The 22,379-nt window shown below is 33.9% G+C and carries 23 protein-coding genes and 1 pseudogene; 22 read left to right on the top strand and 2 right to left on the bottom strand.

Annotated features, from left to right (window positions below; translation table 11 throughout):
- Positions 1-222 precede the first annotated feature (222 nt).
- The 3 genes from C7K42_RS11185 to epsC are packed head-to-tail and all read left to right on the top strand — an operon-like array spanning position 223 to position 2,808.
- Positions 223-1,131, top strand: a complete 909-nt coding sequence (locus C7K42_RS11185) for a PLP-dependent cysteine synthase family protein (protein WP_014123990.1) — start codon at positions 223-225, stop codon at positions 1,129-1,131.
- Positions 1,132-1,147: 16 nt separating this feature from the next.
- Complete coding sequence (locus C7K42_RS11180) at positions 1,148-2,293, top strand: trans-sulfuration enzyme family protein (RefSeq protein ID WP_103099555.1); 1,146 nt, start codon at positions 1,148-1,150, stop codon at positions 2,291-2,293.
- 2 nt (positions 2,294-2,295) lie between these two features.
- On the top strand, positions 2,296-2,808 hold the full coding sequence (gene epsC / locus C7K42_RS11175; protein ID WP_103099554.1) for a serine O-acetyltransferase EpsC: 513 nt from the start codon (positions 2,296-2,298) through the stop codon (positions 2,806-2,808).
- 295 nt (positions 2,809-3,103) lie between these two features.
- On the opposite strand, the gene C7K42_RS11170 is transcribed toward epsC, so the two are convergent.
- Positions 3,104-3,307 carry a hypothetical protein gene (locus C7K42_RS11170; RefSeq protein WP_014123993.1) on the bottom strand — a complete coding sequence of 68 codons (204 nt, stop codon included), beginning with the start codon at positions 3,305-3,307 and terminating at the stop codon, positions 3,104-3,106.
- 327 nt (positions 3,308-3,634) lie between these two features.
- Between C7K42_RS11170 and pgaC the strand changes: the two genes are divergently transcribed.
- Positions 3,635-4,600 carry a poly-beta-1,6-N-acetyl-D-glucosamine synthase gene (gene pgaC, locus C7K42_RS11165; RefSeq protein ID WP_014123994.1) on the top strand — a complete coding sequence of 322 codons (966 nt, stop codon included), beginning with the start codon at positions 3,635-3,637 and terminating at the stop codon, positions 4,598-4,600.
- 151 nt (positions 4,601-4,751) lie between these two features.
- On the opposite strand, the gene C7K42_RS11160 is transcribed toward pgaC, so the two are convergent.
- Positions 4,752-5,858: an IS4 family transposase gene (locus C7K42_RS11160; RefSeq protein WP_124175434.1), complete on the bottom strand. Its 1,107-nt coding sequence runs from the start codon at positions 5,856-5,858 to the stop codon at positions 4,752-4,754.
- Positions 5,859-5,944: 86 nt separating this feature from the next.
- On the opposite strand from C7K42_RS11160, the gene C7K42_RS11155 reads away from it, so the two are divergent.
- The 18 genes and pseudogenes from C7K42_RS11155 to C7K42_RS11070 all read left to right on the top strand — a co-directional run bounded on the left by C7K42_RS11155 (position 5,945) and on the right by C7K42_RS11070 (position 22,378).
- Entirely contained in the window at positions 5,945-6,268 is a 324-nt protein-coding gene (locus C7K42_RS11155; RefSeq protein WP_041591763.1) for a hypothetical protein, read from the top strand.
- Complete coding sequence (locus C7K42_RS11150; protein WP_014123997.1) at positions 6,232-6,561, top strand: polysaccharide biosynthesis protein; 330 nt, start codon at positions 6,232-6,234, stop codon at positions 6,559-6,561. The genes C7K42_RS11155 and C7K42_RS11150 overlap by 37 nt, the downstream gene beginning before the upstream one ends.
- A complete protein-coding gene (gene icaB / locus C7K42_RS11145; protein ID WP_014123998.1) occupies positions 6,545-7,429 on the top strand; it encodes an intercellular adhesin biosynthesis polysaccharide N-deacetylase in 885 nt (294 codons plus the stop codon). Before C7K42_RS11150 ends, icaB begins: the two co-directional genes overlap by 17 nt.
- Entirely contained in the window at positions 7,416-8,429 is a 1,014-nt protein-coding gene (locus tag C7K42_RS11140) for an acyltransferase family protein (protein WP_014123999.1), read from the top strand. Before icaB ends, C7K42_RS11140 begins: the two co-directional genes overlap by 14 nt.
- Positions 8,430-8,839: 410 nt before the next feature.
- Positions 8,840-9,151, top strand: coding sequence for a LacI family DNA-binding transcriptional regulator (locus tag C7K42_RS11135; protein WP_170157611.1), 312 nt, complete (start codon positions 8,840-8,842; stop codon positions 9,149-9,151).
- A complete protein-coding gene (locus C7K42_RS11130) occupies positions 9,096-9,866 on the top strand; it encodes a substrate-binding domain-containing protein (RefSeq protein ID WP_124175432.1) in 771 nt (256 codons plus the stop codon). The genes C7K42_RS11135 and C7K42_RS11130 overlap by 56 nt, the downstream gene beginning before the upstream one ends.
- Positions 9,867-9,966: 100 nt before the next feature.
- Entirely contained in the window at positions 9,967-11,265 is a 1,299-nt protein-coding gene (locus tag C7K42_RS11125; RefSeq protein WP_014124001.1) for a PTS sugar transporter subunit IIC, read from the top strand.
- A 22-nt stretch (positions 11,266-11,287) separates the two neighbouring features.
- On the top strand, positions 11,288-11,998 hold the full coding sequence (locus tag C7K42_RS11120; protein WP_103083587.1) for a tyrosine-protein phosphatase: 711 nt from the start codon (positions 11,288-11,290) through the stop codon (positions 11,996-11,998).
- Positions 11,999-12,328: 330 nt separating this feature from the next.
- Complete coding sequence (locus tag C7K42_RS11115; protein ID WP_014124003.1) at positions 12,329-13,822, top strand: BglG family transcription antiterminator; 1,494 nt, start codon at positions 12,329-12,331, stop codon at positions 13,820-13,822.
- On the top strand, positions 13,812-14,207 hold the full coding sequence (locus C7K42_RS11110) for a PTS sugar transporter subunit IIA (RefSeq protein ID WP_014124004.1): 396 nt from the start codon (positions 13,812-13,814) through the stop codon (positions 14,205-14,207). Before C7K42_RS11115 ends, C7K42_RS11110 begins: the two co-directional genes overlap by 11 nt.
- 28 nt (positions 14,208-14,235) lie before the next feature.
- Positions 14,236-14,562 (top strand): PTS fructose transporter subunit IIB, encoded by a 327-nt coding sequence (locus C7K42_RS11105; RefSeq protein WP_014124005.1) that lies wholly within the window; start codon positions 14,236-14,238, stop codon positions 14,560-14,562.
- Between the two features lie 11 nt (positions 14,563-14,573).
- Complete coding sequence (locus C7K42_RS11100; protein WP_014124006.1) at positions 14,574-15,026, top strand: PTS sugar transporter subunit IIA; 453 nt, start codon at positions 14,574-14,576, stop codon at positions 15,024-15,026.
- Between the two features lie 19 nt (positions 15,027-15,045).
- Complete coding sequence (locus tag C7K42_RS11095) at positions 15,046-16,143, top strand: PTS fructose transporter subunit IIC (protein WP_014124007.1); 1,098 nt, start codon at positions 15,046-15,048, stop codon at positions 16,141-16,143.
- 22 nt (positions 16,144-16,165) lie between these two features.
- A complete protein-coding gene (gene alsE, locus C7K42_RS11090; protein ID WP_014124008.1) occupies positions 16,166-16,861 on the top strand; it encodes a D-allulose 6-phosphate 3-epimerase in 696 nt (231 codons plus the stop codon).
- Between the two features lie 158 nt (positions 16,862-17,019).
- Positions 17,020-17,769 (top strand): cyclase family protein, encoded by a 750-nt coding sequence (locus tag C7K42_RS11085; protein WP_014124009.1) that lies wholly within the window; start codon positions 17,020-17,022, stop codon positions 17,767-17,769.
- Positions 17,770-18,098: 329 nt separating this feature from the next.
- Positions 18,099-19,517, top strand: a complete 1,419-nt coding sequence (locus tag C7K42_RS11080) for an ISLre2 family transposase (RefSeq protein ID WP_124175415.1) — start codon at positions 18,099-18,101, stop codon at positions 19,515-19,517.
- Between the two features lie 248 nt (positions 19,518-19,765).
- Complete coding sequence (gene sufB / locus C7K42_RS11075; protein WP_014124010.1) at positions 19,766-21,160, top strand: Fe-S cluster assembly protein SufB; 1,395 nt, start codon at positions 19,766-19,768, stop codon at positions 21,158-21,160.
- Positions 21,161-21,380: 220 nt separating this feature from the next.
- A pseudogene (locus tag C7K42_RS11070) lies at positions 21,381-22,378 on the top strand (XdhC family protein).
- The last annotated feature ends 1 nt before the right edge of the window (position 22,379 follow it).

The following is a 22,379-nucleotide window of genomic DNA, read 5'->3' as shown; positions in this document are numbered from 1 at the left end:
TAGTACGGAGGGTCCAATATGAGTTACGCAAAGTTTAACACTTTTTCATATAGCTGTTGTCAGACGTCGCGTTGTGGCGATGCCTGGCTGGCTTTGCGTGAACTTTAATAAGTTATTTTAAAAGTTCAAACGACATACTGGCTTTGAAGGACCCAGGGCGCGGAAATCTTAATTGATTTTCGCGCCTTTTTTTTCGTATAAAAAGAAAGGTGGCAATAATAATTGTTAGTCAAACAAGTAACACAACTGATTGGAGATACTCCTCTGATTGATTTACAAATGGAAATACCCAAGCAAAGTCACATATACGCAAAACTGGAAATGTATAACCCAGGGGGCAGCATTAAAGATCGATTAGGAAAATATTTATTTCAAAAGGCGATGAAAGAAGGAAAAATCAACCAGCAAACAACAATTATCGAACCTACTGCGGGTAATACTGGTATTGGTTTTGCTTTAGTTGCACAAGCCTATCATCTGTCAGTTATTTTGGTAGTACCCGAAAACTTTAGTTTTGAAAAACAGGAATTAATGAAAGCTTTGGGCGCTAAAATTATTCATACGCCAAGTGATGAAGGAATTAAAGGCGCTATAAAGAAAGCCCGGGAATTAGAAAAATCATTAACGAATACATTTGTACCAATGCAATTTGAAAATAAAGAGAATCCAGAAACTTATTATCATACACTAGCCCCAGAAATTGCTAAAGACTTACAAAAGCCTGTCACTGCTTTTGTGGCAGGCGCAGGAAGTGGAGGTTCGTTTGCTGGGACAGCTAAATACATGAAAGAAAAATATCCTGATGTTAAAGTAATAGTTGCTGAACCAGAAGGCTCTATTTTAAATGGAGGTCCCCCACATCCGCATAAAACAGAAGGAATTGGCGTTGAATTTGTTCCTCCTTTTTTTAAAGATGTAAATATCGACGAAGTATTAACAATTTCTGATGAACAAGCTTTTTCATATGTTAATCAAGTAGCAGAAGAGCAAGGGTTGTTTATCGGAAGTTCAAGTGGAGCTGCATTAGCTGCCAGTTTGCAAGTTGCAGCAAAACTTCCTCCAAATAGTAATATTGTAACTATTTTTCCAGATAGTAGTGAACGTTATTTAAGTCAAAATATATATCAATAAGAAAGGAGAATTCATAATGGAATTCAATACAAAATTAATACACGGTGGCACTTCAATGGATGAAACAACAGGAGGGATGTCGGTTCCTATTCATATGGCAACGACCTTTCAACAAAAAAAGATCGGGCAAAGTAAATATGATTACTCACGTTCGGCAAATCCGACACGTGAAGCAGTTGAAGAGTTGATTGCTGATCTTGAAGGAGGAGCTGCTGGTCTTGCTTTTGCTTCTGGTTCAGCAGCAATTAATACGATTTTTTCTTTGTTTTCTGCAGGTGACCATTTTGTCGTCGGTAATGATGTTTACGGTGGGACTTTTCGTTTGATTGACTCAGTGTTAAAACGTCTCGGACTAACATTTACAGTTGTTGATACCCGTGATTTAACTGCGGTTAAACAAGCGATTACCCCTAAGACAAAAGCAATTTATCTTGAAACGCCTACCAATCCGCTACTTCGTGTGACTGATGTAAAAGCTGTCACAGAAATTGCGCATGAAAATAATCTATTAAGTATCATCGATAATACTTTTAGTTCTCCTTATATCCAGCGTCCAATTGAATTTGATGTAGATATTGTTATTCACAGTGCTTCTAAATACTTGGGTGGACACAGTGATGTGATTGCAGGTCTTGTGGTTACAAAAGACGCACAATTAGCAGAAGAGCTTCGTTTCTTGCAAAATGCGATTGGTGCTATTTTATCCCCACATGATAGCTGGCTCTTACAAAGAGGGATGAAAACATTAGGATTACGAATGAGAGCTCACTTACAAAATGCTGATGCTGTTTTTGACTATCTAAGTAAACAAGAAATGGTAGAAAAAATTTATTATCCAGGGGATCCTGAAAACGAGGACTTTACTATCGCTAAAAAACAAATGAATAGGTTTGGAGCGATGATCTCGTTTGAATTACAAGAGGGTTTGGATCCTAGCGCATTTGTTGAACAATTACAAGTAATTACCCTAGCAGAAAGTCTTGGTGCAGTGGAAAGTTTGATCGAAATTCCTGCTTTGATGACCCATGGTTCAATTCCGCGCGCAACTCGTATAGCAAATGGGATAAAAGATGAACTGATTCGCCTATCTGTTGGTGTAGAAGATCCAAAAGATCTTTTAGCTGATCTTGAACAAAGTTTTAACCATTTGAAAGGAAAATAGCTATGTTTGAAACAGCTCGTTCTATTTTAAAACAAGATCCTGCGACTCATAGTGTGGCTGAAGTTATTTTTACTTATCCTGGGATGCAGGCTCTTTTTTGGCATCGTATTGCGCAATACTTTTTTCAACATCATCATCCCTTTTTAGCAAGCTTAATCAGGCGTCATAACGAGCATCGTACAGGAATATCTATTGCACCTGGCGCACAGATTGGAAAACGTGTTTTTATTGACCATGGAGTGGGAACAGTTATTGGAGATACAGTAATTATCGAAGACGATGTGGTGCTGTTACATGGGGTTACTTTAGGATCACGTCGTATTGAAGATACTGGTAGAAGGCACCCTCATATCAAACAAGGAGTTTATATTGGTTCAAATGCTGAAATTTTAGGTCCTGTAACAATTGGAAAAAATAGTAAAATTGGCGCAGGCGCAGTTGTCTTACATGATGTCCCCGATTATGCAACTGCTGTAGGTAATCCAGCGCGCATTATTGAACATAATGGTGAATAAGATGCCGCTATTTCTATACTATGCACTAAAAAAACGCCAACTACTATTTGAACAAACTATATTTTAAAGAAGGAATATCATTTGATATAGATAGATAAAAAGAAAATTGTATGTTTTTTAGTTAAAATTTCTAGTCTCTATAAGACGAGGTAAACGCATTCATGAAGAGAATTAGAAAAAAAGTAAAGTTATTTTTTCAAAAAGAAACGTTATTTAAAAAGAAAAAAATGACAAACATTTTTTTCTTTTTAGCAAAAAATATGATAGAGGAATTTAAAAAGGATTCAAAAGGCCATTAACCTTTTGAATCCTTTTCGTCTTTAAAAGTATTATCACCCATATTATCTAAAGCGTATTCGCATGCTTGCAGTACAACACTTGTAAAAGTAGTATCATTTTCTTGTGCGATTTGACTGATGCGTTCATTTAAATTTTGAGGAAATCGGATGGTTTTATTTACCGAGTCGTTTTTTTCTGATCTAACTTTAAATTTAGCCATATTCTCACCTCTATCTTTCGATTTTATTCTAAGGGGTATTTTATTTGATGTATGCACGTTGTTATAAAACGCAAAACGCATTACATGAAAATTGCAAATTGACTTTCATGGTGGTAGACTAGCTTCTAATAATTGAAAATGCATGAATCATTGCGTAAAAGATGCGCCTTTACATTAATATTTGCGCTTTCTAAGTCTAGTACTACTTTTCTAAAGAACTGTAAATATTTTTAGAATAATTATCCATTTTTTAGTTATTAGAAATCTAAGTACAATCGTTCAGTTTTTATGAGTAAGTTTTAAAACTGAACTTTAAGGAGAAAAAACATGCAAATTATCTATCATTTATCTTCGTTTTTACTTTATTACCCTTTGGTGATGTCTGTATTTTGGTTGATCGGGGCCTTGTTTTATTATTTTTTAATTGAACGTAAGCAAACAGCCATTGATTATAATAAGCAGCGTGAAGGGATTACTTTTATTGTCTCATGCTTTAATGAGGCAGAAACAATTACTGCGACTGTGACAAATATCAGTAAGCTTTCTTATCCGCAAAAAGAACTTATTGTCATCAATGATGGAAGTCAAGATGATACAGCTGATGTGTTGTTAAAACTTAAAGAGCTTTATTCTTTTCAATTTATTGACTTGAAACAAAATCAAGGAAAAGCCAACGCCTTAAATTTAGCCGCTAAAAAAGCGAGATATAACTATATCATGTGTGTAGATGCGGATACAATCATTGATGACCCGGCACCATACTATATGATAGATAATTTTTATACTTATGAAAATCTCGGTGCTGTTACTGGGAATCCAAGGATACAAAATAAAAAGAGTTTATTAGGAAAAATACAAACAGTAGAATTTGCTAGTATTATTGGAGGCATTAAACGAGCACAATCAATGAATGGTTATATTAATACCATTTCCGGTGTGTTTACTCTGCTTAGTAAAAAAGCGCTAGAAGATTGCCAGTATTGGGATATCGATATGGTAACCGAAGATATTGCTCTGTCTTGGAAAATGCATTTACATAATTATGTGATTGCTTATGAACCTCATGTGCTTTGTTGGATGATTGTTCCTGAAACATTACGTGGATTACTTAAACAAAGGATTCGGTGGGCACAAGGAAACCAAGAAGTATTGATTCGTGATTTTAGGAAAGTATTTAAAAAGAAGAGTCTTCCTTTCTGGTTTTTGTTTTTAGAACAATTAGTTTCAATCGTATGGGTAACTTCTATTGTTTTTACACTTATTTATTTATTGTTAAATCTAAATTTTCACTAGTGGTGCATTAATATAATCAGAATATTCAGATTTTAACTTTTTCTAAAAAATGACAAAAAAATCAAATGCTTACGCAAGGGATGACTTTTCCAGAAAAAATTTTTTCATTATTTATCTGAATACTGTTGCAACGACGACAAATGCTATTTCGTCACGTAGGAACGAGTAATACCCACAATTCTTCAAAAGGTTGAAAAAGCAGATGTTTTAATAGGCGCTTGATTTGGAACGGGGATTTCTTACTTCCTGTCTCTACTTTGAGTAAATACGTCAATAGACTGGCAATCATGGCGAGAATGATTTGATTGCTTACCCCTTTTTCACTGTATGAAAATAGCTTTTTAATCGTCATATGTTGCTTGATATGCTTAAAAAATAGTTCAATTTGCCATCTCGCTTTGTACATGTCGGCCACTTCTTGGGCGGTCACATCAAAACGGTTGGTGACAAAGCGTAATTGTTTTCCTTTTTCATCCTGAATCGTGACCAAGCGAAACGGGGAAGTTAAATAAACCTGAGTGCCTAACACTACCATTTGGTCACGCAAAATGTTTTTACTCTGAGAAGGTTCATAAGTTTCTAGGACATGAACTTTGGCATTTTTCTTCACTCTTGTGACGAAAAAGTAGCCGTCAGCTTCCATCTCGTCCAGTCGCTCGTAATCAATATAGCCACGATCAAAGATATAGGTCGCTTCCGGTTGATTGACAAAAACTTCTAAGTGATTGTCATCATGTTCAACCGCATTCGTGACTTCAAACTGATCCGGATACAAGTGTTCTTTATCCATAAAACAGAGTTTTAAGTGCAGTTTGATCCCTGCTTTGGTTGAGCGAAAGTCTGCCCAAGGGTACCGAGTGGTATTTAACGAAAAAGTGGAAGAATCCACGAGATAGAGTGCGTTTCGTTTGGTCACCGGTATTTTTGACCGTACTTTCTCCAGTAATTGGGCGAAGATCGCCCACAAAATTTCGTCATCCATCTGGGCGAGCTCACGGGAAAGCTGCGAATGACTAATGGCATCTAACGTCATGGTCTGTTGTAGATCAGGCGAAACAAACGCTGTATCTATTTCACGTAAACTTTCGCACTCATTGTCGATGCCATAGAGAAACACTTTCAAAAAGTGTTCAAAATCAAACTTTTTATGATACTTGTCGGCTTGCGAAATTTTCTCACGAATAGAAAAAGGTAATTTTTTTAAAATAATATTCGAAAACCATTTATTAAAAGCTGAAATTGTTTTATACTTATCCATGTTGTTGTCCTTTGTATTGGTCTTGGATAAGTCATCCAAGACCAATACAAAGGATTTTTTTATGGATGGAAATAGTGTGAAACATAATGAGTGAATTTAAAATGTTTCATGCACCACTAGTGCTAAATTTTATTGATTATTATTTTTACGAAGAAACACTAAACATTATTTTAGCTTCAAGTTTTGTGTTGATCACGGCAAATATTATTTTATTTTCTGTACAACTTTGTATTGATAGCCGTTATGAACGGAAAAACATGTTTTATTTCTTATTTTTAAGTTGGTACCCGCTTTTTTATTGGATGATTAATGCTATTACAAATGTTTTTGCGCTACCCAAAGCCTTAAGAAGAAAGAAAGGAGTTTATGCAACATGGAAAAGTCCGGACAGAGGCAGCAAAACACGTTAAGAAAAGTTTTGGATAAGTTAAGGGAATTGGCGCTTGTTTTTTTCTCTTTGTTATTATGGGGATTTTCTTTATTAGCGTTTTTAACTATTATATTTACTTTATTGGGCGTTGATCTATATTATGTACAATTGATACGAACGGTTTTAAAGATTACACGTTTAGACCTAATGGATTTAATTCACTTAAATCTTATCGTTGGTGCAGGTATCATTGTTTATTTAACCGTAACTTATTATTTTGGCCCGTTTAAACAAAGAGGTGGAAAAATAAAAGAAAATGAAAAAGCAAAGTAGATTTTACTTAACAATATTCTTGCTTCTTTTTAGCTTGCTCTTTTTTAATCATATAAGTGTAAAGGCGGCAGAAGAAAGTACTGAAGAGTCAGCTGAGCGTTTGGATTATGAGCCAAATTCAGTATTAGCGCTAAACTATCACAGGGTGCGTAATATTAATTGGTTAGATCGTTTTTTGATGTTTTTTTCTAATCCATATGAGTTAAAACGTTATAGTGTTTCAACTGAAGAGTTCAAGCGACAGATGAATTGGTTGATCGACCATGACGCAAAGTTTCTAACATTAGATGAGTTATTAAAATATAAAGAAGCTGGCCAATTTCCCGAAAGAAGTGTATGGATTAACTTTGATGATATGGATCATACGATATATGATAATGCTTTCCCTATTTTAAAAAAATTAGCTATTCCGGCAACAGGATTTGTTATTACAGGCCAAATTGGGAACTCGAATTTTAGTGATATGAACATGATTAATACAAAGGAATTAAATGAAATGCATCAAACGGGATTGTGGGAATTTGCCTCACATACCCATGATTTACATTATTTAGATGCTAAGAATCGTTCATTGTTAGCAAGAAAAAATTATACAACTATCTATCAAGATTTACAAAAAAGCAATCAATATTTAAAAAACGAGTGGGACATTGATAACCGGACACTTGCTTATCCTTATGGTGAAGGAAATGATACAGTAGCAAAAGCACTAGAAAACACAGGAATTCAATATGCTTTTACATTAGAAGAAAAAGTGATCACGCCCGATTTGAATGATCAATATTTACCACGTATTTTGATGAATAATAGTTCTTTTGAGCGTTTAATTGAGATATGGAAAGGATTTGAGACAAATGAAGTCGACTAAAAATATCCATCAATATGTTTTTGTTATTCTTATTATAATAACGATTATCTCACAGATTTTGCTTAATTATACTTTCAGATCTTCTGTGGATGATAATCAAATTAAAACTTTATTTTGGGTTCGTCATCTTTTTTCTTTTGGCATACCCGGGGTACTTATTTTATGGCAGGTTCAAGATACTATCTTACATTCAAAAGAAAAAGCTAAGGACTATTTATGGGGACGCATACGTTATATTTTCATCCCTTATCTTATTTTTGGTCTTATTTATAGCATGTACGAAAGTCAAGTTAATGAAGAAAGTATTTATGATAGTTTCTTGAATATTGTCATTCAAGGAAATTGGCATGGTGCATTTATACTGGTTATTTTGCAATTTACTATTTTGAATCTTTTATTAAGAAAAAGATTTCGGTATTATAAAACATTGGTAATAATTAGTCTTGTGGTCAGTGTAGTATATCTTAGTAACCAACAAATTTTCCAATATCCTTTTTTTAATAATAGTACAAATATATTAGGCTGGTTGTTCTTTTATTTTTTGGGAACCTATGTCGGTTATCATTATCATACTTTAAAAAAACTAATTAAAAATAATAAACCTATCATTGTTTTTGTTACTATATTCGCATTCTTCTTATTTACTTATTTTAATGAAGGCTATGGCGCTGAAGTGAATTTATTAGAACCAGCCTTACTTCCTTATTTTGCTTGTTGCTTTTTCTTAATATATAGTTTGGCAATGAGCTTAGTAGGCTTAAAACAAGATTTAACTAAAAAAATTGCATCCTATGGTTCGTTCATATTACTATTCTTTCCTATAATTGCTCCCTTTTTATTTTCTTTCTTTGGTTTTTTAGAGGAACAAACTGCTTTATTGTTTATTTTTGGGTTACTATTTATTTTAGGTATGTCACTTGGTGTTGCAGAAATCCTCAACCAGTATACATTGACCCGATTTTTGTTAGCAAAAGCATTTTTTACTGATGATACTAATTAATTATGGCTGATGAAAATATAGAAAAGCCTACTTGTCTTTTTAAAGAGTGAATCCTTATGCTTTATTTTAATGGAGAGTAAAACCGCTCTATGCACTTTTTTATAAAATGCAAAACGCATTACAAAAATAAGTGGTAAATCTACTTATAGTTTAGTCTTCTGGTGGCTATTTTTAAATAAAATAAAGGGAAGTTTGCAAAAAGTCCCTTCATTTATTTAATAAAGAAGGGAAGTTTTACTAATTAACCTTTATTTATTAAAAAAGGAGGCTAATTTGCTAGACTTCCCTTCTTTTAATATAAATATAATTGTTTTTTTAGTAGATTATTAATAAAGACTTGACAGATTATAATAGACCTGATACTATTCTTGATATCAAGGAAAACGATTACACAGTTTGGAGCGTTGTTATTGGATGATAAGAGAATTTCGATAAAAGATTTAGCAAAAATAACTGGTTACTCTGTTGCAACAGTTTCTCGAGTATTAAATAATAAGGAAGGAAAATTTTCGGAAAAGACTAAGGAGAAGGTCTTAGCTGCTATAGAGGAAACGAATTATGCAACTAATTCTATAGCTAAAAGTTTGCGGGTTAGGAAAACTAATACAATAGCTGTGGTTATTCCTGATTTAAGTAATTCTTTTTTTGCTAGATTAGTACAAGAAATTGAAACACTACTATTTTCAAGGGGGGTTTACATTAATTATTTGTACAACAGATAGAGAACAGGAAAAAGAAGATCAATATTTAAAGATGCTTGAAGGGAAGATGGTAGATGGTATCATAATGATTTCCGGGAATGATGACTTAGCGAGTTCTAATTATTTTAAAGGGAAACCTATAGTTTTTATTGATCGTGGAATTCAAGATGAAGAAAATATTTCGATAGTTGGTTCTAATCATTATCAAGGAGGGAAACTTGCTGCACAAAAATTATTTGATAATAAATGTAAAAACATAGCTTTTATTACTCAAGATAAGAATTTACAAATAAATAAAGAAATTTTTCGAGGCGCAAATGAGTTATTGACTAAGCAAGAAATTCCTTTAGATAACAACATAATTGTAAGCGCTATGCCAGACGATAAATTTTCAAAAACGGGAGCGACCACTTCTACTGTTACTGAATTAATACACAAGGGAAGATTTAATTACGACGGTGCTATATGTACAGACGATAGAGTTGCTGTGGGAGCTATTTTAGCCTTAGAAAAATGTGGAAAAGTAATTCCGGAAGATTTTAAGATTATTGGATATGGTAATGATCCAATTTCTAAATATTTTACTCCTGCACTTACCAGTATAAGACAAGATTATGCTTTATTGGCTAAAGAGTCAGTAAAAGAGTTATTCTATCGTATAGAAGAGGAAGTAGAAAGAGTTGCACATGCTATAACAATTCCAGTTAGTTTGGTAAATAGACAAACTACAATATAATCTTTGATATTCAAAGATTATATAAATTTGTTTATAAGGTAATCGTTTACCTTTTAGGTAATTATACTGTAAAATCTTTATAAAAGAAAGGAAGTAAGCAATGGATAATAGTAATGAAAAATCTGGTGGTAAAATGGAACGTTTAGCAGAAAGATTAATTGAGCCTCTTGGGAAATTTGCTAATAATAAGTTTTTACTAATAATGAGAGATAGTTTTATGGCTGTAACTCCTGTGATCATTATAGGTAGTATATTTTTACTTATTTCAACATTGGGTCAGGATTTATCTGGTAATGGACCGCTAATACCACAGTTAAGTAACTTTTCTGAAAGTTTAGATGTGGCTTATGGATTAACAATGAATTTTACTGCTTTATATGTTTGTATAACTGTAGCACTAGCTTATTCGAGAATGTATCAAATTGATCAAATGTCAGCAGCAGTTATTGGGTTGAGTTCGTTTCTTTTATTGAGTATTGGGCAAATTGAAGATGAACAAATAGATGTTTCTTCTTTTAGTGCAAATGGAATGTTTGTTGCTATTGTTGCTGTTTTTGCAGCAATGTCATTTTATCGGTTTTGTTTAAATAAAAATATTAGGATTAAAATGCCATCTAGTGTGCCGCCAGCAGTGGGGAATGCTTTTTCATCACTTTTACCTATGCTGATTATTATGTTGTTTTTTTGGTCTATTAGAAGTTTATTAAATGTTAACTTGGTTGATGCGTTTAATTCTTTTTTACAACCTATTATTAACGCAGGTGATAATATTTTTGCTTTTACTATTTATAAAGCTGCTAATAATTTTTTATGGAGCTTTGGAGTTAATGGTTCAGGTATGCTAGGAGGTATATTTAAACCTTTAGAGGCGCAATGGCTATTAGATAATGCGTCGTCGTTTGCTTCAGGAACAGCAATTGCAGAGCTTCCTCATATTTGGACAACTCCTTTAAATAGGATGGTTACTTGGACATCAGCAGCTTGGGGACTAATTTTTTGGTTATTTGTTTCAAAGGTTAAATATCATAAAATAATAGGTGCTGCTGCTGCACCATCGGCTTTCTTTTCGATTGCTGAACCCTTAATTTTCAGTTTACCAGTAATGTTAAACCCGTTCTTGATGATCCCTTGTATACTTTCACCTGCCATTGCAGGATTTGTTGCTTATTTAGCAACTATGTTAGGTTTTGTCAACCCTACTTTTATTGATATGCCTTTCGTAACTCCTCCTCCAATTTTAGGTTTTGTTTCGACAGGAGGTGACTGGCGAGGAGTTGTTATTGTATTAATAAGTTTTCTTATTGGAATTCTAGTTTATTGGCCTTTTTTCCGTGCATATGAAAAATATGAAATGAAAAAAGAACAAAATAAAAACGCAAGCGTTGGCGAAACAGTTTGAAAAATAGACGGGGGAATTATTAATGACAGATAAAAAATACGCAAGAAGGTTAGTCCTAGATGCTACTTTAAATACGAGAGACTTGGGTGGCTATATGACGAAAAATGGAGAGATAACTAATTTTGGAGTGATACTGAGATCTGATGTCCCAGCATGTTTAAGTAAAAAAGATGAAAAAATATTAGATCCCTATCATATTAAAACAGCTATTGATTTAAGAGGAAAAACACATTTTAACGAAGAACAAAATATATTAAGTACCATTAAAGAAATAAACTTTTATAACATCCCAATGTTAGGCGGTTTTAAGGAATTAGAAAAAATAAACATAAATCATAATGTAAATTCTTATGAAACTTTAGCTGAATTACATGAAGAAGCACTATATGAAATTTTTTCAATAATAGCTAACCACAACGAAGGGGCAACTTTTATTAATTGTAAGGCAGGAAAAGATAGAACGGGAATAATAAGTGCTTTATTATTATTATTATGTGATGTTCCTGAAGAGGATGTTATATCAGATTACGAAATTTCCTACACTTTAAACAAGAAAAAGTTTGAATTTGACGAAAAAAACCCTAGGACATCTTATTATTTATCTCCCCCTAAAAATATGGAAGATTTTATAAAGTATATTGATGAAGAGAAAGGTGGAGCTGCACAATTCTTGCAAAGTTTAGGTTTAGAAAAAAAAGAAATATTAAATATTAAAAGGCGCCTTTTAAATTAGTAGAAATAAAACTTTAGTTTTGATAAAATTTTCAAACTAAAGAAGGGGATAAGAAAACAATAAGGACTAGTTTTTTGAAGAATATTTTTAAGAAAAAGAGATAATATAAAAGATCTACGTTTCTTGTTACAAAAGTAATAAAGGCCGTAGATCTATTTTTAATGTTTATATAAATCATTTTGTTAAACAAGCGACTATAGTGCAAAGTTAGTTCTGAAAGCTAGAGAAAGTAGAGAGATCCATTTATATGTCCATTGCAATGGACAAACTCCAGGGAAACGCTTTCTGATATATACGTTAAGATAAAAATATAAGGGAGGAAGAGGAACGATGACGGCCAAAGAAAACCGGGAACAAAGTCTGTTACTCCTTCTATCAAAACAAAGAGATTATATCACTTCAAATAAATTAGCAAACGATTTAGCGGTTTCCAAAAAAACAGTTTATCGTTTGATTAAAAAAATCAATGAAAATTATCCAGAAGGTGATTTAATTTCTTCTGAAAAAGGATGGGGATATAAACTAGATTATGAAAAGTATATTTCCATGAATTTGACACAAATGGGTAATAGTTCTTCTGCTTATTCACCTGAAGAAAGACGAAATCGAATCATGGAGGAATTATTGTTATCTTCCCCTAAAGCTAAAAATGTATACGATTTATTTAAAGATTATTATGTAGGGGATTCAGTGATTTTTAATGATGAGCAAGTTATTTCGGATCAGTTAGCAGAATATCAATTAAAGTTAACCAGGAAAAATCGTACATTAGCCATCCAAGGAGAAGAAGGGAATATACGACAAGCGATAGCCGATCTCATTCAAGCCTTTAATACAGTGGATATTGATGAATTAGCGAGTGTGAAGGAATCAAGGTTGAATACGTATGACGCGTTGTTTGTGCTTAATCAAATTAAAAAAATGGAGAAAAACTTAAAAATAACGCTTCCTTATCCATATAATATTAACATTTTCTCGCATCTTTATATTTTAATCACGCGTTCAAGAAATGTTGGCTTGTTGAAAATTAATGATAGGAACATTTTGACAAAAGAAGAAAAAAAGCAATTATCACAAGATACTGCTTTGTATGAAGTTGCCAATAATACCATTGCAAATATTGAACAATATTTAAGTGAAAGTTTACCTGAAATTGAAATCTTTTATTTATATCAATACTTAGCCTATTCTCGTATGCAAAGTATTGTAGATGATACAGACAAATTTTCTGAAGAAGTAACTCAAATTACACGTACTTATATGCAAGAGATGAGTGAAAAATTAGGAATTTCCATCTTTGATACACGAATTTTTTCTGATTTAGCAAATCATATCAAACCAATGATCAATCGTTTGGAACATAAAATACGTATTAAAAATGGTTTATTAGATGAAATTAGGCTTTCGTATAAAGATATTTTTGAAAAAGTAGTCAGCGTTTCTAAAATAGTGAGTCATCAGTATCGTCTTCCCTTGATTAATGAAGATGAAAATGGATTTATTACTCTCTACTTTGCCAGAGTACTAGAAACTTACCAATTACCAATTAAAACATTAATTGTGTGTACTACAGGAGTTGGGACTTCAGAGCTATTAAAAGCAAAGGTTGAAAAGAATTTTCCCGAATTAGATGTTATAGATGTTATCGCAACTAAAAACTTGGATCAATTTCTTAAAAACTATCCAACGACTGAGTTGGTCTTAAGTACAATTAAGCTAAAACAATCATTACCTGTTAGTTCTTTATTGGTAAGTGCTATGTTAACTTCCGATGATCAAAGAAGGATTCAATACAAGATTGAGGAGATTAACCATGAAAGATGATCAATTGTTTCATATTTATCCAAAGAAAGGTTTTTCTTCTAAAGAAGAAGTCTTGGCATTTTTAGGAAGAAAAAGTCAACAATTAGTAGGTATTTCGGTAACAGAATTTAAAAATCAATTGTTAAAACGAGAAAAACAGGGAAGTATAGAAATTGCGCCGGGAGTTTTACTTCCTCATTTTGAAAGCGCCTCTTTTACACAAAGTAAGGTCTTTGTTCTTTCTTTAAAGTCAGAAGTAGAAGATTGGAATCAAGAGATACACAAGACAAAACTAGTCATAGTTATTTTATTAAAAGCTGAAGAAGAAAAAGCTATAAAACAGGAAATAGCAGCTTTTACTAGAAAATTAGCTGATGACAATTTTTTAGATGAATTAATGAACTAAAAAAATAATAATTAAGGAGACGATTATAATGAAAATCGTAGGAGTAGCAGCATGTACAGTAGGAATTGCTCATACTTATATTGCACAAGAAAAGTTAGAAGAAGCAGGAAAAAAAGCAGGGCATGAGGTACACATTGAAACAAGCGGCACGATTGGTGTGGAAAATGCACTAAGCGAAGAACAAATTCAAGAAGCAGATGTAGTAATCTTAGCGATTGATGTCAAGATTAGCGGTCGTGAAAGATTTGAGGGCAAGCGTGTGATCCAAGTGCCCACAGAAGTGGCTATAAAATCACCAAATAAATTGATTCAAAAAGCTGAAGAAGTTGTAAAAGAAGATCAAAAAAGTAAGTAGGGGTTGTAAAAATGGAAATTAGCGAAATTTTAGATAAAAATATTATTGATACAAATTTGGACGCTGCGACAAAAGAAGAGGCGATTGAACATATTGTTGCTGCATTAAAGGCAAATGATTACATTTCAGATGAAAAAGCATTTGCTAAAGATATTTATGCTCGCGAAAAAGAAGGAAAGACAGGTATTGGTAATTATATTGCGATCCCTCATGGGAGAAGTTCTGTTGTAGATAAAGTAGGGGTAGCAATCTTTATTAATAAACAAGAGATCCCTTGGGAATCGATCGATGAGCACGGTGTAAAAGTCATTGTATTGTTTGCTGTAGGAGATAGTAATGAAGGAGCTGAACAACACTTAAAATTATTAGCACTTTTTGCTAAAAAATTAGGTAATGAAAGTGTGGTAGAAAACTTACTAGAAGCTGGTACAGCTGATGATGTTATTGCCAGTTTTACACAATAGTTAAAGGAGGGAAATTAATATGGATACGATCAGGAAGTTAAATCTTAAAGGTCATTTATTAACTGCTATTTCTTATTTGATTCCAATTGTTTGTGGTGCAGGCTTTTTAGTGGCTATTGGTTCAGCAATGGGTGGAGAAAACCCAGCAGATTTAACGGGTAACTTTAGTATTTGGGATGCTCTTGCAACTATTGGTGGAACAGCTCTAGGGCTCTTGCCAGTGGTTATTTCTACAGGTATTTCTTATTCAATTGCTGAAAAAGTTGGTATTGCTCCAGGGTTTATTGTTGGATTAACAGCCAACGCTATTGAAGCCGGCTTCATTGGTGGTTTGTTAGGTGGTTTCATTGCAGGGTATATCACAATTTTGATTGTAAGGTTTTTAAAGGTACCAGAGTGGGCCAAAGGGTTAATGCCGACTTTAGTGATCCCCTTTTTAAGTGCATTAGTGAGTGGATTAATTATGGTTTATATTATCGGTACACCGATTTCTGCATTTACTACTTGGCTAACAGGCATATTAAACAGTCTAAATTCTTCTTCTATTCTTGTATTTGGTATAGTCGTAGGTCTTTTAAGTGCAGTTGACTATGGAGGGCCAATTAATAAAACTGTTTTTGCCTTTGTATTGACGCTACAAGCTGAAGGTATTAATGAGCCAATCACGGCCTTACAACTAGTTAATACTGCCACGCCTATAGGTTTTGGTCTAGCTCATCTTTTTGGAAAAGTCATTAACAAACAAATTTACACATCGACTGAGGTTGAAACATTGAAGTCCACTGTTCCTATGGGAGTTGTGAATGTTGTTGAAGGTGTTATTCCACTAGCAATGAACGACATTATTCGTAGTGTAATCGCAAGTGCGGTAGGTGGCGCTGCTGGTGGAGCGGTATCTATGACTTTAGGTGCGGATTCCACTGTACCTTTTGGCGGCGTATTAATGCTACCAACCATGTCAAGGCCTATGGCAGGTGTTCTTGCACTACTTGCAAATATTGTTGTTACAGCTTTAGTATTAGTAGTTATTAAAAAGAAACTTTCTCCAGAAGATCTTGAAGCGCAAAAAGAAATCGAAGAAGAAGACATTGATTTGAATGATATTCAAATTTCCTAAATTTGAGAAAGAAGGTCCATAGATGAATAATGTGCAATTTTCCCCATCGTTAATGACAATGAATTTGGATAAATTTAATGAAGAAATTTATTTTTTAAATAATCATGTAGATTCTTATCATATTGACATAATGGATGGTCATTATGTTCCTAATATTTCCTTATCTCCATGGTTTATTGAAGAGATACGAAAAATAAGCGATGTTCCTATGTCCGCCCATTTGATGGTGACTGAGCCTAGTTTTTGGGTACAACAATTAGTTGATATAAAGTGTGAATGGATTTGTATTCACGCAGAAGTCTTGGACGGACTTGCTTTTCGTTTAATTGGTCAGATTCATGACGCAGGGTTAAAAGTTGGAATCGTGTTGAATCCAGAAACGCCAGTTAGCACAATATATCCTTATATCTCTTTATTAGATAAAGTAACAATAATGACCGTCGATCCAGGTTTTGCGGGTCAAAAATTTATCGATTCAAGTTTAGACAAAATTGTTCAGTTAAGAGAATTACGGAACAAAAATGATTATCAATATTTGATTGAAATGGACGGTTCATCCAATCGAAAATCATTTGCAAAAATTGATAAAGCGGGGCCGGATATATATATTGTGGGAAGAAGCGGACTATTTGGCTTAACAGAAAATATCGAGAAGTCTTGGCAAACGATGATGAAAGATTATAAAGAAACCACTGGTAAGACTTATTATAAGGAATAAATTTTCAAAACAATTATTTGTATGTAAAAAAGCTGTGATGTCTTGTCATAGCTTTTTTATTCAATATATTTTTAATTTCTTTGAATAGTTAGCTAATTATGCTAAAATTTTAGCAATATCTATCGCTATTAAAATTATTCAGAAAGAAGGAACAGCTAATGAGCACAGTTACTGAAAGTATTCATTATTTAAAAGAACAAAACTGGATAGACTTAACGCATACAGTGACAGCAGAAATGCCCTATTTTCAGGCTTTTAAGCCGATTGCGGAAAAAACATTATATACAGTTAGAAATGATGGTTTTTTTGCCAAAGAGTATACTTTAGCTACCCAATATGGTACGCATATTGATGCACCTGTTCATTTTTCTGAAGGAAAAAGGCCATTAGAAGAGCTAGAGTTAAAGGATTTTATTCTTCCGATGTTTGTTATTCATAAAGAAAAAGAAGTAGAGACAAATCATGACTATATGTTGTCCGTAGATGATATTCTAACTTTTGAAAGAGAATATGGTGAGATTCCTGCAAAAAGTTTCGTTGCTTTTTCTAGTGCCTGGTCTAAACGTTGGGGTAATCCAACAGATTATTATAATTTAGATGAAGATGGACAAGCTCATACACCAGGTTGGTCAGTTGAAGCTCTGAAGTTTTTACATGAAAAAAGAGATGTAACAGCAGTCGGTCACGAAACTTTGGATACAGACCCGGCGATTGAAGAAACTCGAAATGGTCATTTGCTTGCTGAGTTATATTGGTTATCTCAAAATAAATATCAAATTGAAGTAATGAATAATCTAGCGAAAGTTCCTGCTAAGGGAGCGGCGATTTTCGTTGGTGCACCTAAAATTAAAGCTGCGCCTGGTTTCAATATCCGTGCTTTTGCGATTGTTCCAAAAGAAGATGAATAAATTTGCAGCCATCTTAAAAAATAAGATGGCTTTTATTTGCCTTTTTAGTTACTAGTATTTAAAAGATTTTCCAAAGTTATTTTACAATTTTTATTGTTTCTAATAGTGACGTTGTAAACAATTTTCTTGTTTATTGTATAACGTCATGTAGCTCATTTTAGTTAAGAAAAATAAACTGGTTATTATTTTAATTAGAGTTATTGGTATGAAAGGTTTGAAAACGATTTGCTAAGTGTAAAATTTATTGAGGTATCCTCTAGACGAATAAAAAAGAAACCGTTACTCTATTCATTGGGCTAACAGGCACTAATGAACAAAGGCGGTTTCTTATGGATTCTATTGTAACAGATTTAGTGGAAGTAATGAAGAAGGAAACGAATTTTTTAGCAAGAGAAAGAGCCATGATGATCTTTTTTACACAACTTATAGCGACCATTACCCAACTAGCTTTTCAAACGCTTGATGAAGAAATTTGTGCGCAATGTAAGAAAGAAGGCTTTCGCGTCGATCGTAAAAGCGAAAGAACCATCACCTTCTTGTTTGGTCCCGTGACCTATGTTCGTCGACGAATGAAAAATCAAGCCAATGTCATTCGTTACCCCTTAGATGAATTTCTAGGGATTCGAAAAGGTCTTCGTTATAGTTCGCTCGTCCTGCGAAACGTGGCTCAATTAGGCAGTAACATGGTCTATCGTCATGTTTCTCAAGCGATCGACTGTTTAACTTCTTGGCAGATGAGTCATCAAAATGTGCAACAATTGGTGGTTAAAACGGGAGAATTCATCCAAGCCAGAAGCACGCATGAAAGTCGTTATGACGGTGTGATCACCAAGAAAAAAGTGCCTTATTTATATCTGGAAGGAGACGGCGTAAAGATCAACGGACAGAAGAAACAATCCCTTGAAGTTCACCGTTTTCAAGTGTGTGAAGGCAGCCAGAAAGTCGGCAATCGCTCGGAAATGATTGCCCCGCACTTTGTGAGTCATCTGAATCGACAAAAAGCATACAAAGAAATGATGGCCTATCTTCAAGCCTATTATGATTTACGTCATACCATTGTCATTTCCAATAGTGACGGCGGTTCGGGTTATGAAAAAGCAGTGTTTGATGAACTGGCTTTAGGTTGTTTGCGTCATGAACACTTCCGTGATCGATACCATGTCCATCGGAAAATCAAGGAACGAATGGCTTTTGTTCCCCAACTCCAACATCGAATGATTCGAGCGATTGAACATTATGATTGGCAAGCAGTCCAGCTGGTTTTAGATACTTCGGAAAGCTTGATTGAAGAAAAGGAGGCCGAAGCGTTAGAACATTTACGTTTACTGCATCACTATCTTCAAAGAAGTTGGCCTTATTTAAAATCATTGAAAGCACGAGGAATCAGGGACCCTAAAGCTTGTATTGGCACGATCGAAAGTACCCATCGGAAAATCACCTATCGCATGAAACGCCAAGGTCGTTTGTGGACAACAACCGGCGCCCAAGCCATGATTCGTGTCATTGATAGTTTAAGAAACCAAGAATTGGAAGGTTGGTTGAACCAATACGAAGCCCTTCCGGACGACGTCGTCGCTCAAGAAAAACGTTGGCACGCTATGAAACGTTGGGTACAGAAAAAGCCTCGTTTCCAAGCTCATGAAGGTGCATTTAAAGGACAGATTGGCGAAGGAAAAGCGAAAAGTGCGCCTTTAGGCCAATTCGCCAAAGGACTGAATCAATTAATAATGACCCCGAATGTTCTCTAATAAAAACTTGTTTTTGTTAGAGAGGATGAGGGCAAACCGAATGAAAGTGAGGTTGAAAAATAACTTTGTGTCTGCCCCAAAAGACGGTTTTTTTATTCAACCTCAATAAACTTGACACATACAACGATTTGACATTGTTTGATTATGAAAGTAAAATTTGTGTTATAATGAAGTAGCGTTAGTGAAAAAACAAACAATAACTAGTAAATAAAAAGCCATAGATTATTATCGAGAGGAGTTACATAGCAATGGCAGTAGAAACAAAAAGCAGAGAATATGAATATGGATTTCATGATGATGTTAAGCCTGTTTATTCTAGTGGTAGTGGTTTGTCTGAAGAAACCGTTCGAGAAATGTCACGAATTAAAGAAGAACCACAATGGATGCTTGATTATCGACTGCGTTCACTGGAATTATTCAATAAGATCCCATTTCCTAAATGGGGGCCTGATTTGTCCGGTATTAATTTTGATGATGTTATTTATTATCAACGGTCGAGCGAAAAAAATACGAATAGCTGGGAAGATGTGCCGGATAAGATTAAAGACACTTTTGAACGCTTAGGTATACCACAAGCAGAACGTAAGTATTTAGCAGGTGCAGCGGCACAATACGAATCTGAAGTCGTTTATCATAATATGAAGGAAGAATTTGCTAAACAAGGGGTTATTTTTACTGATACAGATACTGCCTTGCGTGAATATCCTGAACTAGTTAAAAAATATTTTGCTAGTGTGATTTCTAATTCTGAACATAAATTTGCGGCATTGAATGGGGCTGTTTGGTCCGGGGGGACATTTATTTATGTACCAAAAGGTGTTCAGTGTGAAATTCCAGTGCAAACGTATTTTAGAATTAATGGGGAAAACGCAGGACAGTTTGAACGTTCATTGATTATTGTAGATGAAGGAGCTTCTATTCAATACATTGAAGGATGTACAGCACCTAATTATTCAGCGAATAGTCTTCATGCGGCAAGTGTTGAGATTGTTGTAAAAAAAGATGCCTTCTTTCGTTATACCACTATTCAAAACTGGTCGGATAATGTTTATAATCTAGTTACTGAAAGAGGAACAGTGGAAGAAAACGGTACTTTGGAATGGATTGATGGTAATTTGGGTAGTAAGGTAAATATGAAATACCCTTGTAGTATCTTAAAAGGTCCAAATGCTAAAACTTCTGTACTATCAATGGCTTTTGCTAACTATGGACAACATTTGGATGCTGGTTGCAAAGTTTATCATAACGCACCAAATACATCTAGTACGTTAATCTCAAAATCGGTTGCTAAAGACGGTGGCAAGACCGATTATCGGGGGCAAGTAAAATTTGGTCGTAATAGTAGAGGTTCCAAATCACATATTGAGTGCGATACGATTTTAATGGATGACCAATCAACTTCTGATACAATTCCGTATAATGAAATTTTAAATAATAATGTAGCTTTGGAACATGAGGCTAGTGTGTCAAAAATTTCTGAAGACCAATTATTTTATTTGATGTCTCGCGGTATTAGCGAAGAAGACGCTACGGCAATGATTATCAATGGTTTTATGGATCCAATCACTAAAGAATTACCGATGGAATATGCAGTAGAAATGAACCAATTGATCAATATGAGTATGGAAGGATCAGTTGGCTAATAGTGGTTTATAAGCCCCACAGGTTGTAAAAATGCAACTTGGGGTTTTTTATTTGAATAGTAATAACTAATTTTTTACTAGCTTGGAAAAAATAATTTTAGGTGCTATAATTAGTCTTGTGAAAAACAAAGCATGATAAGATTATTATATTTCGTTAGTAATTATACTTATAAATATTTAATTAAGCGCTTTCTGATCGTTCGTAAAGGAGATAAGAAGTATGGTATTTCAAAAGTTATTGGATAGTATAAATAAAGGGCAAGATACTGTTTTGGTTACAATCATTGAAAGTATTGGATCTACTCCTAGAAAAATTGGAACAAAAATGTTGATGAGTGAAAGAAAACATTTAGCTGGAACTATTGGAGGAGGTATTGTTGAATACGAATGCGAAGAAATGGCTAAACAGCTAATAAAAGAACAAAAAAATGCACGTCGTTCCTTTAATTTACGACCAGACGATAAAGAAGGTCTAGGAGCTGTTTGTGGGGGTAAGATGGAAGTTTTGTTCCAGTACTTACCTGGAGAAGATCCGTCTTTAAAAAGAATCTGTCAAGAAATGATTTCTCATGAAAAAAATCATCAGCCTGCATGGTTATGGTTTCCTCTTAACTTAACTTCAAAGGATTCTTTAATTTTTTATAGTGATACTACAGGCTGGCTGGGTACATACGACCAGCAAGCAATAAGTACTAAAGCAAAAAGGAAGACTGATAGGTATGAAGTTAATTTAGAAACTTATTTAGTAGAAGAATTATTCCAAGAAGGTAAGGTCGTTATCTTTGGCGGGGGGCACGTATCACAAGCATTGGTGCCTATACTGAATTATCTAGACTTTTATTGTGTTGTGGTAGATGACCGCCAAGATTATTTAAATGATAATTATTTTCCTTTAGCAAATGAATGTATTACGGCTGATTTAGAAAGAATCGAAGCGTTCGTTAGGATAAATTCGAATGATTATACGGTTATTATGACAAGGGGCCATCAATTTGATGAGGAAATATTACGTCAACTGATAGCAATCAAACCGTTTTATATTGGTTTAATGGGTAGTAAACATAAAATAGCAATGATCAGGAAAATGAAGGATTTGCCACAGAAACCCTAAATCAAATTTATATGCCGATCGGACTTGAAATAAAAGCGGAAACTCCAGCAGAGCTTGCGATTAGTTTATCTGCAGAGCTTATTGGAAAAAGAGCGGAGACAAGATAGC

This window comes from Tetragenococcus halophilus subsp. halophilus DSM 20339 (assembly GCF_003841405.1).
Lineage (GTDB): Bacteria > Bacillota > Bacilli > Lactobacillales > Enterococcaceae > Tetragenococcus > Tetragenococcus halophilus.
This window is presented reverse-complemented; position numbering and strand designations above follow the sequence as displayed.